Source organism: Gordonia sp. OPL2 (assembly GCF_003797825.1).
Lineage (GTDB): Bacteria > Actinomycetota > Actinomycetes > Mycobacteriales > Mycobacteriaceae > Gordonia.
In genome coordinates this window covers 1-13,909 of the sequence record NZ_RKME01000053.1, presented here as the reverse complement: position 1 = coordinate 13,909, position 13,909 = coordinate 1, and the positions used below count along the sequence as shown (strand labels likewise).

The following is a 13,909-nucleotide window of genomic DNA, read 5'->3' as shown; positions in this document are numbered from 1 at the left end:
GCGGTGAACGGGGCGGCGGCGGTGTCGGGGTCGGGAGCCGCCGTCTTCGTCGACCGGGTTGAGGTGGACGACGTGCGCGGGCCGGGCATCGCGTCTCGTCCCGCCCGGGCGGTTCGCACGGCGGCTGCCGAGGCATCGCGCAGGAGCGACGCCGAGTCCCGCATGTCGTCGACGACCCGGGCCGCGACCGACGGCGTCGGGCGTGCGGGTGACGCGGGGATGTCGTCACGGACGGCCTCGTCGACCGCCGTGAGGATGGCGCCGCCATCGCCGACGACGTGGGCGACCGTGAGGGACACCAGGAGACCGCCGTCGGCGGCACGTGCCGCGTGCATCCGCCACGACGGGCCACGGACCGAGTCGAGCGGCAACTCCGCACATCCCTGCATCCATGCGAGGGTGTCGTCGGCGGAGATGACGTCGGTGCAGAACGAGTAGCGCCCGGCGGCAGGGGTGTGAACCCAGCGGTCGCGCGTCGGCATCGGACTGCGCCGGACCAGCCTGCTCAGACGGCCGCGGCGAAGTCGGCGGACAAGGATGGCGAGCGCGGCGGGCTCGACGTCGCGACCGAGGTGCCAGACGCACTGGTTGACCACGGGCAGGCCCAACGCGTGTTCCATCCGGACGAACAGATCGTCGTCGGGTGTGAGGCGGTCGGCACTCGGGCGGGTCACGTCCAGAGCGTCGTGACGTCCACGCCGACGTCCCCGAGTAGGCGACGGACCGTCGGCAGACCGATTCCGAGCACCGACGACGGGTCTCCGTCGATGCCCTCGACGAACCATCCGCCGAGACCGTCGAGCGTGAACGCCCCGGCCACCGACAGCGGCTCGCGCGTCGCGACGTAGGCGTCGATCGCGGCGTCGGACACGTCGGCGAACCGGATGGTGGTGGACGCGGCCGCAGTGGCCCGCCTCGACACGTGGCCGTCGACGATGTGGGAGACCGCATGGCCGGTCAACAACTCGGCCGACCTCCCGCGCATCCGTCGCCACTGCTCGCGGGCGACATCGGGAGTATGCGGTTTGCCGGTGAGTGTCCCATCGAACAGCAGCATCGAATCGCAAGTCAGCACCACGAGGTCACGCGATGAGGTGCCGTCGGCAGGATCGTCGCCGTCGAGGACGGCCGCGACCACGGCCTCGGCCTTCGCCTCCGCAAGACGGACGACCACCTCGGCAGGCGGGGCCGATCCGAGGCCGGCGAGGATCGCATCCTCGTCGACGTCGGAGACGATCACCCGGGGATCGAGTCCGGCGCCACGCAGCACGCGCAGCCGGGCGGGTGACGCGGACCCGAGAACCACCGAGGTCGAGGTCACCACCTCAGGTTGGTGAAACTGGTGGGCGCGCCCCAGGCCGGCCGCAGCCGGTCCTCGGGACGTCCCCAGTCGTTGCGCGGACCGGTGTCGGCAGGGCCCCCACCGGCCGACGACGCGGCGGCCGCCACGACGGTGACGAGCGCAGCCACCTCCTCGTCGGTGGGGTTGCCGCGCACGATCCGCAGGAACGGGGCCGCGCCGGCGGCCGGGGCGGTGTCACTGGGCACGGTGCTGTCCGTCTCCGCTGCGCTCACAGGGGGATGTTCCCATGCTTCTTCGGCGGGAGCGTCACCATCTTGCGCTCGAGCAACCGCAGCGCGGTCGCGACCTGGCCGCGCGTGTGGCTCGGCGGGATGACCGCGTCCACGTAGCCGCGCTCGGCAGCGACATAGGGGTTGACGAGGGTGTCCTCGTACTCCTGCTGCAGTTCGAGGCGCAGTGCGTCCACATCCTCACCATTGGCGGCGGCTTCCTTCAGCTTGCCGCGGTAGACGAATCCGACTGCGCCGGAAGCACCCATCACGGCGATCTGGGCCGTCGGCCACGCGAGGTTGACGTCGGCGCCCATGTGCTTGGAACCCATGACGTCGTAGGCACCGCCGTAAGCCTTGCGCGTGATGATGGTGATCTTGCCGACCGTGGCCTCGCCGTAGGCGTAGAGGAGCTTGGCGCCGCGGCGGATGATGCCGTTGTACTCCTGATCCGTGCCGGGCAGGAATCCGGGCACGTCGACCAGGGTCACGATCGGGATGTTGAACGCGTCGCAGGTGCGCACGAACCGTGCGGCCTTCTCCGAACCCTTGATGTCGAGGCAGCCCGCGAACTGCGTGGGTTGGTTGGCGACGATGCCGACGCTGCGACCGTCGACGCGGCCGAAGCCGACGAGAACGTTCGTCGCGTACTCGGCCTGCACCTCGAGGAACTCGTCGTCGTCGAGGATGCGCCGGATGACCTCGTGCATGTCGTATGGCTGATTCGGGGAATCGGGGATCAGGGTGTCGAGCTCGAGGTCCTCATCGGTCAGGGTGTCCTCGATGGAGCCCGCGGCGGGCTGATCGACCGGCAGGCGCGGGGCCTCGGCGCGGTTGTTGCTCGGCAGGTATCCGAGGAGTTCCTTGACGTATTCGAGGGCGTCCTCTTCGTCCTGCGCGACGTAGTGCGCGGTACCCGACTTCGACATGTGCGTGTGGGCGCCGCCGAGGTCCTCCATCGTCACGTCCTCGCCGGTGACCGTCTTGATGACGTCCGGGCCGGTGATGAACATCTGGCTGGTCTGGTCGACCATGACGACGAAGTCGGTGAGCGCGGGGGAGTAGACGTGTCCGCCGGCCGCGGCGCCGAGGATCAGCGAGATCTGCGGGATCACACCGGAGGCGCGGACGTTGCGGTGGAAGATCTCGCCGTAGAGACCGAGGGAGACGACGCCCTCTTGGATGCGTGCGCCGGCACCGTCGTTGATGCCGATCAGAGGCCGGCCGGTCTTGATCGCGAGGTCCATGACCTTCACGATCTTCTCGCCGTACACCTCGCCGAGGCTGCCGCCGAAGACGGTGGCGTCCTGGGAGAAGATGCAGACCTCGCGGCCGTCGATGGTGCCGTAGCCGGTCACCACACCGTCGCCGAGCGGGCGTCGCTCGGCGAGCCCGAAGTTGGTGCTGCGATGGCGCGCGAGGGCGTCGAGTTCGACGAAGGAGCCCTCGTCGAGCAGATGGGTGATCCGCTCACGAGCGGTGAGCTTGCCCTTCTCGTGGATGCGCTCGACCGCAGCCTCGCCCACGGGGTGCTTCGTCTCCTCGAGACGGTTACGCAGGTCGGCGAGTTTTCCGGCCGTCGTGTGGATGTCAGGAGCAGCGCCATCCTCGCGCGAAGCTGTCGTCATGAACAACGATGCTAACTACCCGAGTGTGAGCCACGTCAACCGGTTCAACGTGAGATTCGCCTCAGGTTCCCGAGCGATCGGTCGGCCTGCGACGATGCCGGCCCGAACGGGGTCGCCGACGCAGTACCGTCTGGGTCATGACCGCTGATACCCCCGACGCCGCCGCCCTCACCGATCTCGTCGCCGACACGCGCTGGCGCGGTGTCGAGGTGGTCGACGCCACGGGTTCGACGAACGCCGATCTGGTCGCCCGGGCCGCGACCGAGGATGTCGACGGCATCGTGCGCATCACCACCGACCAGACCGCGGGCCGCGGCCGGCATGCCCGGGTATGGGCCGCTCCGGCAGGCAGTCAGCTCGCGATGTCGTCGGCGGTGGCGGTGGGCGACGACACCGAGCATCTCGGATGGCTCTCGTTGATCGCCGGCCTGGCGGCAGTGGCGGCGATCGAGGAGACGGTCGGGGTGCGACCCGGACTGAAGTGGCCCAACGACGTGCTGGTCGACGACCGGAAGGTGGCGGGCATCCTGTCGGAGTACACGCAGGGTGTCGCGGGCGGGATCGCCGTCATCGGGATCGGCATCAACACCGCGATGACCCCCGATCAGCTTCCGGTGCCCACCGCGACCTCGCTACAGATCAGTACGGGTCGACCGGTCGACCCGACAGGGTTGGCCGCGGCGTTCCTGCGGGAGCTCTCCGCGCTGCTCGGGCTGTGGCCCGCCGACGTCGACCGGCTCGCCGAGACCTACCGGTCCCGGAGCGACACCGTCGGGAAGCGGGTGCGCCTGGTCCTCCCGGGCGACCGGGAGATCGTCGGCAAGGCAACCGGCGTGGACGCGGCAGGACGAATCGTCATCGACTCAGATGGTCGCGAGGTGGTCGCCGCGGCGGGCGACGTCACCCACCTGCGGGCACTCGACGACTGAGCGGAGCACCTCAGGTGCGTTGAATGCTCTTGTGTCCCATCGCCGGCACGAGTGCCAGGATCGGTATGCCGATCACGAGATGCAGCACTGCGGTGGCGATCCCGACCGAGATCTCCGCCGACAGCACGAGCGGCACGATGACCGAGGCGGCGATCAGCAGGCCGACGATCCAGCGGAAGAACTGATCCGGCGACGGCGTGACGAGCTGCAGGACATACCAGAGCGCGCCCGCGGCGAGGGCACAGAGGAAGCCGACGACGGCGAACCAGATCTCGTCGCGCGCCACCGGGTTCCAGACCCCGAACTTCCCGGCCTCGTTGACGCGTTCGACGATCGCGCGGATCACCCAGGCGACCAGCCATGCCGCCAGTCCCGTCACGACCCCGGTCATCACCACACCGCCGACGAACATCGTCGGATTGATGTTCGGTCCCATGCGCTGCTTCGGGCGTGCGGCCTCGGACCGGTAGCGCGGATCGCCGGCGTACTGCTCGGTGGGGTCGTGGTAGGGCGCGGACTGACTGTAGGCCTGTGACTCGTACCCCGGCTCGTAGCGCGCGGTCCGAGGATCGCGCGGGTCACGGGGATCGTGGTAGCTCATGGCTTCTCCTTGATCGGGCTCGGACCTGCAGCGGTGTAGTCCGCAGTGTACGTGCTCACCCGCGGTTTAAGCTGGCACCCATGGCCTATCCACGGGAGAACCTCGCCCCCGGCGAGGAGATCGTCCTGCATCGGCATCCGCACTGGAAGTGCCTGCTCGGACCGTTCATCCTGTTCCTCCTCATCACCGCGGTCGCGGGCGTGCTGGCGGGGATAGTGACCGGTGCGCAGATCGGTTCGACGACCCGTCTGGTGCTGCTGATCATCGTCGGGGTGGTGTGGCTGATCGGTTTCGTCTGGTTTTTCGTCCGCCCGTTGGTCTCCTGGAAGTCGACGCACTTCGTCCTCACCGACCGCCGGGTCATCTTCCGCAACGGCATCGTCACGCGGTCGGGCATCGACATCCCGATCCGCCGGATCAACACGGTCGAGTTCCGGCACGGTCCGATCGACCGGCTGCTGCGCACCGGCACGCTGATCATCGAGTCCGCCTCCGACGACCCGTTGTCCTTCGACGACATCCCGCAGGTGGAGAGGGTGCACGCGCTGCTGTACCACGAGGTTCTCGACGTCCATGACGAGTTCGACGACGAGGGGTCGCTGACCGGCGATCCGCTGGACGACCGACGACGCGACGAGGGGGTGGGTCGATGACCGATGTGTTGCTGGCCGAGGACGATGCCGCGATCGCGGAGCCGCTGGCACGGGCGTTGACCCGCGAGGGATACGGCTGCGAGGTGGTGACGAACGGTTCCGCGGCGCTCGATCAGGCCCTCGACAGCCGGTTCGAACTGCTGATCCTCGATCTGGGTCTGCCCGAGATCGATGGGCTCGAGGTGTGTCGGCGTGTCCGGACCGCCCGCCCGCAGCTGGCCGTGCTGATGCTGACCGCGCGCACCGACGAGGTGGACTTCGTCGTCGGGCTCGATGCCGGCGCCGACGACTACGTCGGCAAACCCTTTCGTCTGGCCGAGCTCCTGGCCCGCGTCCGTGCGCTGCTCCGTCGGCAACAGAGCGTCGACGAGGTGCTCGACGGTGGCGACATCCAGCTCGACACCCGCGGCCGGCGGGTGCTGGTGAACGGCGAGGACCTCGTGCTGGCCAACCGTGAATTCGATCTGCTCCGCTTCCTGATGGAACGACCGGGACAGGTCGTCAGTCGCGACGAGATCCTCACCGAGGTGTGGGGATCGGCCGACCTGAGGTCGTCGAAGACGCTGGACATGCACATCTCCTGGCTGCGCCGCAAGATCGGCGATGACCAGCACGACCGTCCGCGTCACATCGTCACCGTGCGCGGCGTCGGCTTTCGGTTCGACCCCTGATCGAGCGCCGGGACTCCTCGATGCGTCGTCGGATTCTCAACACGATGATCGCCATGATCGTGGCGGTCGGTCTGTTGCTGGGGATCCCGCTGAGCGTGATCGCATGGTGGTGGGTCTCCGACAACGCGCACCAGAACCTGGACAGCCGGCTCAAACTCATCTCCGATCAGCTGATCCGGCAGGAGGGCACCGAGGGCAGCGTGGCGCCGGGCGGGCTCGATGTCGAGGCATTCCAGTTGCTGCTGCCCGAGGGCGGCAGACTGACGGTGCGGTATCCGGTCGGCGGCGGGGTCGAGGCGGTCACCATCGTCGGCGAGCCGATCGAGGGCGCGACGATGAAGGACGCGATCGGGTTGGGCAATGCCGGGTCGATCCTGCTGGAGATCCCGATGGATCAGGTGCGCAACGACCAGTTGGCGGCGATCGGCATCGTCGCCCTGGTGGTGGCGTCGTCGATCGCGGCGGGCACGATCGTCGCGGCGGTCACCGCAGGGCGTATCGCCGACCCGCTCATCGATCTCGCCCAGCGAGCTGCCGCGATGGCCAAGGGCGACTTCCGTTCCGAGTGGAAGTCGTACGGGATCAGCGAACTCGACCGCGTCTCACGGGCGCTGGGGGATGCCAACTCGGAGATCGCGCTCCGTCTCGAACGCGAAGGCGAGATCGTCGGCGACGTCTCGCATCAGCTCCGCAGCCGTCTGACCGCGATCCAGCTGCGTCTCGACGAGCTGTCCATGCACGACGACCCCGCGGTGGTGGCGGAGTCGGAGGCCGCCCTGCAGCAGGTCGAACGGCTCTCGCGCGAGCTCGACGAGATGGTCGCCGCGTCCCGCAACGACCCGGCGTCGCCGAACGACATCGACGTGGAGGAGATGGTGCGCACGCTCATCGGCGACTTCCGCACATCGTTCTCTGCGGCGGGGCGGTCGATCTCGGCGACGTTCACCGGCGGTACCACCGCCGTCAGTGCGCGTCCCGGGCGGCTGCGCGAGGCGCTGAGTGTCCTCGTCGACAATGCGCTGCAGCACGGTGCCGGCACCTGCCGGATCGCCGTCGACGACCTGCCGACCGCGGACATGGTGCGGATCACGGTTGCCGACGAGGGGCAAGGGGTCGACGACGCGCTCGTCGGGATGATCTTCCGGCGTGGCTTCTCGGCCGGTCGGGGCAACGGCGTGGGCTTGTCGCTGGCGCGCGCGCTGGTCGAGGCAGACGGTGGTCGCCTCGAACTCACCTCACGGCGCCCGGCGGTCTTCTCGATCGTCACGCCGTCGTCTCATGGGCCGGACCCGGATGTCAGCCCGCCGACGCTCACGCGTGACCGAGTTCCTCATCGGTGAGCTCCTCGAGGGAGGGATGCAGATCGGTCGAGCCGGCATCGCCGCCGCGCAGCAGTTCCTCGGGGAACGCGAACTTTCGCAGGGCCCAGAAGCGGAAGGCCATCTGCAGCAGATTGCCGATCAGGAACCCGAGGACGAAGTCGATGACCACCAGTTCGGTCACCGTCAGATTGCTGCGCAGGTCGAAGACGTTGTTGGCGACCCACAGCGGCGCGGCGGCGAGTATGACACCGATGCCGCTGATCACGAAGAACAGCATGGCCTCGTGATGACGTTCGCGGCCGCCACGGTTCTTGAACGCCCATTCGCGGTTCAGGACGTAGCTGAGGATCGTCGCGAATGTCCCGGATATCACACGAGCGACGACCGGCTTGGACTCCAGGACCGTGAAGGTGAGGAGGTAGAAGATGGCCAGGTCGAAGACGAATGTGGTTCCGCCGACGAGGCCGAACTTGATCAGCTCGTGGTGCTGCATGAGGAGCCGACGAACCGGCTCGGGCAGTCGAGCGACCAGCTCGTCGATGAAGGGCACAAGGTCCGAGTGTACGAAACAAAATCGACGCGTGACTTCTCCGGGCGGTCATGCGAATGATGTCGGCTTCGTGCCACGATGTGTCGCGTGACTTCTCGCATGCCCACCGTGACGATGATCGGTGGTGGTCAGCTCGCCCGTATGACCCATCAGGCGGCCATCGCGCTCGGGCAGTGCCTCCGGGTGCTGGCGGCCGGCGAGTCCGACCCCGCGGCGCAGGTCAGCGCCGATGTGGTGCTCGGCTCGCACGACGAGTTGGCGGATCTGCGGCGTGCCGCGGAGGGCGCCACCGCGCTGACGTTCGACCACGAGGGTGTGCCGCTGGAGCACCTGCAGGCGCTGGAGGCGGACGGGGTGACGGTCCGGCCCCCGTCGAAGGCCCTGCACTTCGCCCAGGACAAACTCGCGATGCGCGGCCGGGTCACCGAACTCGGGTTGCCCGCGCCGGATTTCGCCGATTTGACCGATGATCGTGAGCAGGCGCGTGAACGGTTGATCGAGTTCGGCGAGCGGCATGCATGGTCGATCGTCCTCAAGGCGATTCGTGGCGGCTACGACGGTCGCGGTGTCTGGCTGCTCGACGATCGCGACGAGGCGCTGGCGGTGTTCGATGCGCAGCACGGTGGCGGTGTCGGGCTGATCGCCGAGCAGAAGGTCGCGATGTCGCGGGAGTTGTCGGCGATGGTGGCCCGTTCGCCATTCGGTCAGGGCGCCGCGTGGCCCGTGGTGGAGACGGTGCAACGCAAGGGGCAATGTGCCGTCGTCATCGCGCCCGCGCCCGATCTGTCGGACGACGTCGCCGAGCAGGCGCAGCAGATGGCGCTGAGACTGGCGTCGGAACTCGGCGTCGTCGGCGTGATGGCGATGGAACTGTTCGAGACCACCGACGGTGAGCTGCTGGTCAACGAGCTCGCGATGCGCCCGCACAATAGCGGACACTGGACGATGGACGGTGCGGTCACCTCACAGTTCGAGCAGCACCTCCGCGCAGTCCTGGACTACCCGCTCGGCGACACCGCGGCCCGGTCGTCGGTCACGGTCATGGCGAACGTCCTCGGCGCCGACGAGGCACCGGCGATGTCGATGGATGAGCGGCTGCACCACCTGATGGCCCGCATGCCCGATGCCAAGGTGCATCTGTACGGTAAGGGCGAGCGTCCCGATCGAAAGATCGGTCACGTCAACATTGTTGGTACCGACAAGGATTCGGTTGCCGAGGTCCGCGAGCGCGCCGAGCGGGCCGCGCACTGGATGTCGCACGCCGAATGGACCGATGGATGGGATCCGCACTCATGACCGACACACCCGACCCCGTTTCGCCGGACGCGGCACGCGAGGACGCGGCAACGCAGGACGCGACATCTCCGGACGTGACCGCCCCGCAGGAGACGCGCGCGCCCGGCGCGGAGGAGCCGACGACGCCTGCGCCCGAGCCGACCCGGCCGCGCGTCGGGTTGATCATGGGCAGCGATTCCGACTGGCCGACAATGGAAGCCGCCGCGGAGGCCCTCGCCGAGTTCGAGGTGCCGTTCGAGGTCGGCGTGGTGTCGGCGCACCGGACTCCGCAACGGATGCTCGACTACGCGTCGGGTGCCGCAGACCGGGGGATCTCGGTCATCATCGCCGGCGCGGGCGGTGCGGCGCACCTCCCCGGCATGGTGGCGTCGGCGACGCCGCTGCCGGTGATCGGCGTCCCGGTGCAACTGCGGACGCTCGACGGTCTCGACTCTCTCCTCTCGATCGTCCAGATGCCTGCGGGGGTCCCGGTCGCGACCGTGTCCATCGGCGGTGCCCGCAACGCCGGACTGCTCGCCGTGCGCATCCTCGCGTCGTCGGACGCCGGATTGCGTTCGCGCATGGTCGATTTCCAGCGTGGCCTGGAAGAGATGGTGCTCGACAAGGATGAGGCGTTGCGCCGGCGGTTGCTCGGGGAGGAGTAGGGCGCGGGTCAGAACGGTGGCCCGATACAACTGCGGTCCTGGAGCCCGTCGCCGACAACTGTTGTCGCGCCCGGCGTCCAGGACTGCACCTGTATACGGCGCCGGAACGTGGCTCGCGCCGTCGACGCCGTCACCCCGCCGTCGGCACCAACTTCTCCACGAAGAAGTCCAACACCTGCTCGCGGGTGTCGTGGGTAGGTTGTCCGGGCTCGTCGATCAGGTCCTCTGTCAACACCGAATGAGGCGTCGGGAGAAGCGAATCGGGATTGGCGGCCGAGTCGGGGAGTTCGACGGCGATGAAGGCGTCACCGAGCTGCTCACGCAGGTAGTCGAATCGGTTTCCCGGCGACATCCGGTCGCCCTCGAACCGCATGCCCATCACCTGTAACCCTGCAGCACAGCGGGATCGGACGCGTGCGAAGTCCGCGTCGCTGAGATCGATCGAGCGGTTACGTGACGGGATGATGCCGAACGGCAGCGACGGCTGCGACAGGACCGGCGCCAGCAGTCTGTCATCGGTGGCCATCGCGAGTGCGAATCCGCCCGTGAAACACATGCCGACCGCGCCGACACCGGGACCGCCGCACCGTTCGTGTTCCTCGGCGGCGAGCCCTCGGAGCCAGTCGGCGATCGGTGAGGTCTTGCCGGTGGCAAGCACCGTGAACTCACGGCTGATGCACGCCCGGGCGATCGTGCCGACCATGTGCTGCGCCGCCCCGATCCGGCCGAGGTTGGACGGGTGGGGATCGCGGCCGTCGACGCCGAAGAGCGACGGCATCACCGCCGTCAGGCCGCGTGCTGCGACCTTGCGCGCGAAATCGGCCACCTTCGGGCTGATTCCGGGCATCTCGGCGATCACGATGACCGCCGGCCCGCTGCCCTGCGAGTACACCCGTCGGGTCGTGGTGCCGACGGTGACGTCGCGGACATCGAAGTCGTCGAGTGGGTCGTCTGCCATGTGTCGTCCTGCCTCAGCCGTCGACGATCGTCCCGGTCAGCACCGAGTCGAAGAATCGTGCAGGCACCCGAGCCCCCTTGGCCACGTCGGGCGAGTCGGACGGGATGATGCGCGGCCGAACGACCTTGCTGTGCCGTGATTTTCGCGTGATCCCGAACTCGCCGGCGGCCTGCACGTTGCGCACCCAGTCGGTCTCGCGGCCGTAGGTGAGGACGATCGACAACTGGTCACCGTCGACCCAGGCCAGGACCGGGATGGAATACCGCTTCCCGGATTTTCGTCCGACATGGTCGATCATCGCCCAGGGCGCCAGTCTCGGTGCCCACTGACGCTGGATCGGGTTGGTGACGACCTTGTTCATACGCGCGACGGTCTTGGGAATCCTCATGGGTACGAGGATGCCGCACGGGGCCTGATTTGGGGAGGGCTCGCGGTGATGGATCGACTCACCGCAGGACGACGCCGGCGCGCTCCGTCTGTGCGCGTGCGTCGAGCCGATCCGGGTCGGGATGGGCCACGGTGACCAGTGATGCCCCGCTGACCAGCGGGGCGAGCAGGGTGGCGGTGATCTGATCGGCCGTGCGCCACGGCCGTGCCGTCAGGACCCGGGCCCCGGAACCGATGCCGTCGGACGTCGCGGCCGACTGAGCGGCGGCGAGGACATCCTCGGTGGTCAGCTCGTCGAGCACCGGTCCGCTGACCACTGGACGTGACGTGTACTGATCTCCGTGCACGCGCACGGCGCTCGCGAAATCCGTGACACCGAAGGGCAGGTCGCGGACACCCATCGCGAACGGATCCAGCGAGGCGACGAGCAGTTCGTCGACATCGTCGTATCTGTCGATCTCCGCGACCGACGTCACCGCGGCGCCGAGCATCCCCTGGCCGCTGTCGGTGCGACCGGGCAACAGGACGTGTGTACCCGCCCACCAGGCGCCGAGCATGATCGCCGCCGTCTGCCAGTGTTCCGGAAGATCGATGAGAACCTCGTCGCCCGGACCGAGGCCGAGCTCGTCGACGAAGAAGTTGGCCGATTTGGCCGCCCAATTGCCCAGTGTCGCCGCCGACAGCTCGGTGCGTTCACCCGAGACGTCGTCGTAGAACGTCAGGAGCGGTTGTGACCAATCGGCGACGGCGTCGAACACGACCGCGGTGACGGTGGGGCCGGCCATCAGTTCACGCACGTCGGGCCGTCGGTGCCGGCCGTGATCGGCGGGCGGTTGTTGCCGACCCGCTCGCTGGCCGGTGTGTTGTCGACCTGCGCGCCCGTGTCGACGATCGAGCCGGGGCCCTCATAGGTGTTGGTGAGCACCGCCTTCAGCCGTTTGTCGGGCAGCGACGAGTCGACCCGCACCTCGGCGCCACCGAGATCCTTCGCCAGCTGACGTGCGGCGTCGTCGTCGGAGTGGGTGTACACCACCGAGTTCCGGTCGTCGGCTTTCCCGCTGGCCGTCTTGCCGGCCTGGAATCCCTTGTTGGTCAGGATGTTCGCGACATTGGACGCGAGACCGTCGATGGTCCCGGCGTTCACTACGTCCACCGTGTAGTCACCACGTTCGACCGCCTCCGGATTCTTCTTGCTGTTCAACAGGTTGTCGGTGAAGGAATGGACCTGCTTGGGGTCGACCTCGACGACACTCTGCTGACCGTCCTCACTCCAGCCCTGTTCGGTGACGACGGGGATGGTCGCGAACTTCACCCGACCGCCGCTGAGGTCCTTCAACTGCTCGGCGAACTTGATCACGTCCCAGTTGTCGTCGATGACGACCGAGCGGGACACCGCCCGCTGCAGCTCGGACAGCTTTCCGGGATCGGCGAGCAGGTCGGCGGACAGCATCTTCTGGGTGAGCGAGGCCATGAAGACCTGTTGCCGGGTGATCCGGTCGAGATCGCCGCGGGGGAGTCCGTGGCGCTGGCGAACAAAGCTCAATGCCTTCGGGCCGTTGAGGGTCTGCTGACCCTGCTTGAACCGTGCACCCGAATATGGTTCGCGCACCGGTTCCTTCAGGCAGACGTCGACGCCGCCGACGGCATTGGTCAGCAGCACGAACCCGAGCAGTCCGACCTCCGCGTAGTGGTCGACCTTGACGCCGGTGAGGTTGGCGACGGTGTCGATGAGCGCGCGACGTCCGGCCTGCGTGCCCTCCTTCTCCGCCTGCTTCTCGTCGGTACCCGACTCGACCTCGCGCTCCCGGACGCCTTCCTTGGTGGTTCCGTAGGCGGCGTTGATCTTCGACATCCCGATCCCGGGAACGTCGACATAGGAGTCACGAGGGATGGAGATCGCAGTCGCCGACGACCCGTCGTTCGGGATGCGGATCAGCAGGATCGTGTCGGTGTTGGTGGCCACCTCGTCCCCCGAGCGCAGCAGCTTGAGTTCCTGCGGCGACAACGGGTTTCCCTTGGCATCGGTGCGTGAGTCGGTGCCCACCAGGAGTATGTCGACCGCACCGTCGTTCGCCCCGCCCAGTTCGAGGCCACCGAGCTGGGTGATGTTGGAGTTCAGGTTCTTGACGTTGTTCCAGGCATATCCGGTGCACAGCAGTACCGCCACGGACAGGAACGCGATCAACCCGCGGCCGATCCCGGCGCGGCTGGCCCTGGGCCGCCACCCGAGTCGGCCGGCACGACCTGCCGGCGCTCCGGTGGTCCTCGCCGCGGTGTCGGGAGAGGCGGTGTCGGGGGAGGCGGTGTCGCGCGCCGCGCCATCGGGAGAAGCGGGCCGGGCGTGCCCGCGGCGACCCCCGGGGCCGGTCGCCTTCGGGCGTCGTGGAGGTGCGGCCGCTGCGGCTCCGGGGTCGTTCCGGGTGGTCCGACGACGCCGACGAGGACTGCCATCGCCGGTGTGGATCTCGCCCGACGACCGTCGCCCGAGGTCCGGCGCATCGGTTGCGGGGCGTCGCCGGCGCGGCTGCTGCGGGCGGCCCGACTCCTGTGGGCGCCCCGGATTCGTTCGACTCGGGGGCTCTGCCCAGCCCGGCTGCTGAGCGCGACCGCCCGACTGTGGGACGCGACCCGCCTCCCGGCGCGGACGTGGCTGCTCGGGCCGTCCGGGCTGCTGTGCGCGGGCCTCTTGGTCACGTGG

At 68.4% G+C, this 13,909-nt stretch carries 16 protein-coding genes and 1 pseudogene; 7 read left to right on the top strand and 10 right to left on the bottom strand.

All coding sequences use genetic code 11. From position 1 onward, the window contains the following. The 4 genes and pseudogenes from EEB19_RS26115 to EEB19_RS26100 all read right to left on the bottom strand — a co-directional run. A pseudogene (locus EEB19_RS26115) lies at positions 1 to 674 on the bottom strand (hypothetical protein); the annotation flags it as partial. Further along, a complete protein-coding gene (locus EEB19_RS26110) occupies positions 671 to 1,324 on the bottom strand; it encodes a nucleoside triphosphate pyrophosphatase (RefSeq protein WP_187590244.1) in 654 nt (217 codons plus the stop codon). The pseudogene EEB19_RS26115 and the gene EEB19_RS26110, both read right to left, overlap by 4 nt. After that, positions 1,318 to 1,548 (bottom strand): acyl-CoA carboxylase subunit epsilon, encoded by a 231-nt coding sequence (locus EEB19_RS26105; protein WP_187590248.1) that lies wholly within the window; start codon positions 1,546 to 1,548, stop codon positions 1,318 to 1,320. The genes EEB19_RS26110 and EEB19_RS26105 overlap by 7 nt, the downstream gene beginning before the upstream one ends. Before the next feature lie 23 nt (positions 1,549 to 1,571). Then, positions 1,572 to 3,200, bottom strand: coding sequence for an acyl-CoA carboxylase subunit beta (locus tag EEB19_RS26100; protein ID WP_187590243.1), 1,629 nt, complete (start codon positions 3,198 to 3,200; stop codon positions 1,572 to 1,574). Positions 3,201 to 3,337: 137 nt separating this feature from the next. Between EEB19_RS26100 and EEB19_RS26095 the strand changes: the two genes are divergently transcribed. After that, positions 3,338 to 4,129, top strand: a complete 792-nt coding sequence (locus EEB19_RS26095; RefSeq protein ID WP_187590242.1) for a biotin--[acetyl-CoA-carboxylase] ligase — start codon at positions 3,338 to 3,340, stop codon at positions 4,127 to 4,129. 10 nt (positions 4,130 to 4,139) lie between these two features. Here the strand turns inward: EEB19_RS26095 and EEB19_RS26090 are convergent, their stop codons facing one another. Further along, complete coding sequence (locus tag EEB19_RS26090; RefSeq protein ID WP_187590241.1) at positions 4,140 to 4,730, bottom strand: DUF6069 family protein; 591 nt, start codon at positions 4,728 to 4,730, stop codon at positions 4,140 to 4,142. Between the two features lie 80 nt (positions 4,731 to 4,810). Here EEB19_RS26090 and EEB19_RS26085 point away from each other — a divergent pair, with 80 nt between their 5' ends. From EEB19_RS26085 to EEB19_RS26075, 3 genes are read left to right on the top strand one after another with little or no spacing between them, the layout of a single operon-like run. Continuing rightward, positions 4,811 to 5,383: a PH domain-containing protein gene (locus EEB19_RS26085; protein ID WP_187590240.1), complete on the top strand. Its 573-nt coding sequence runs from the start codon at positions 4,811 to 4,813 to the stop codon at positions 5,381 to 5,383. Beyond that, positions 5,380 to 6,054: a response regulator transcription factor gene (locus EEB19_RS26080; protein WP_187590239.1), complete on the top strand. Its 675-nt coding sequence runs from the start codon at positions 5,380 to 5,382 to the stop codon at positions 6,052 to 6,054. The genes EEB19_RS26085 and EEB19_RS26080 overlap by 4 nt, the downstream gene beginning before the upstream one ends. A gap of 20 nt (positions 6,055 to 6,074) precedes the next feature. Next, entirely contained in the window at positions 6,075 to 7,394 is a 1,320-nt protein-coding gene (locus tag EEB19_RS26075) for a HAMP domain-containing sensor histidine kinase (RefSeq protein WP_187590238.1), read from the top strand. On the opposite strand, the gene EEB19_RS26070 is transcribed toward EEB19_RS26075, so the two are convergent. After that, a complete protein-coding gene (locus tag EEB19_RS26070; RefSeq protein WP_187590237.1) occupies positions 7,366 to 7,926 on the bottom strand; it encodes a GtrA family protein in 561 nt (186 codons plus the stop codon). The genes EEB19_RS26075 and EEB19_RS26070 overlap by 29 nt on opposite strands. A 99-nt stretch (positions 7,927 to 8,025) precedes the next feature. Between EEB19_RS26070 and EEB19_RS26065 the strand changes: the two genes are divergently transcribed. Beyond that, complete coding sequence (locus tag EEB19_RS26065) at positions 8,026 to 9,222, top strand: 5-(carboxyamino)imidazole ribonucleotide synthase (protein ID WP_187590247.1); 1,197 nt, start codon at positions 8,026 to 8,028, stop codon at positions 9,220 to 9,222. A 158-nt stretch (positions 9,223 to 9,380) separates the two neighbouring features. Then, complete coding sequence (gene purE, locus EEB19_RS26060) at positions 9,381 to 9,866, top strand: 5-(carboxyamino)imidazole ribonucleotide mutase (RefSeq protein ID WP_262365938.1); 486 nt, start codon at positions 9,381 to 9,383, stop codon at positions 9,864 to 9,866. Between the two features lie 130 nt (positions 9,867 to 9,996). On the opposite strand, the gene EEB19_RS26055 is transcribed toward purE, so the two are convergent. The 4 genes from EEB19_RS26055 to EEB19_RS26040 are packed head-to-tail and all read right to left on the bottom strand — an operon-like array spanning position 9,997 to position 13,675. Next, complete coding sequence (locus tag EEB19_RS26055) at positions 9,997 to 10,824, bottom strand: dienelactone hydrolase family protein (RefSeq protein WP_187590236.1); 828 nt, start codon at positions 10,822 to 10,824, stop codon at positions 9,997 to 9,999. 13 nt (positions 10,825 to 10,837) lie between these two features. Further along, positions 10,838 to 11,212 carry a nitroreductase family deazaflavin-dependent oxidoreductase gene (locus EEB19_RS26050; protein WP_187590235.1) on the bottom strand — a complete coding sequence of 125 codons (375 nt, stop codon included), beginning with the start codon at positions 11,210 to 11,212 and terminating at the stop codon, positions 10,838 to 10,840. Between the two features lie 58 nt (positions 11,213 to 11,270). Then, a complete protein-coding gene (locus tag EEB19_RS26045) occupies positions 11,271 to 11,996 on the bottom strand; it encodes a TIGR03089 family protein (RefSeq protein ID WP_187590234.1) in 726 nt (241 codons plus the stop codon). Then, positions 11,996 to 13,675, bottom strand: coding sequence for an LCP family protein (locus EEB19_RS26040; RefSeq protein WP_262365937.1), 1,680 nt, complete (start codon positions 13,673 to 13,675; stop codon positions 11,996 to 11,998). Before EEB19_RS26040 ends, EEB19_RS26045 begins: the two co-directional genes overlap by 1 nt. Between EEB19_RS26040 and EEB19_RS26795 the strand changes: the two genes are divergently transcribed. Further along, on the top strand, positions 13,670 to 13,909 hold a 240-nt coding region (locus EEB19_RS26795), incomplete at its 3' end, for a hypothetical protein (protein WP_222929979.1). The genes EEB19_RS26040 and EEB19_RS26795 overlap by 6 nt on opposite strands.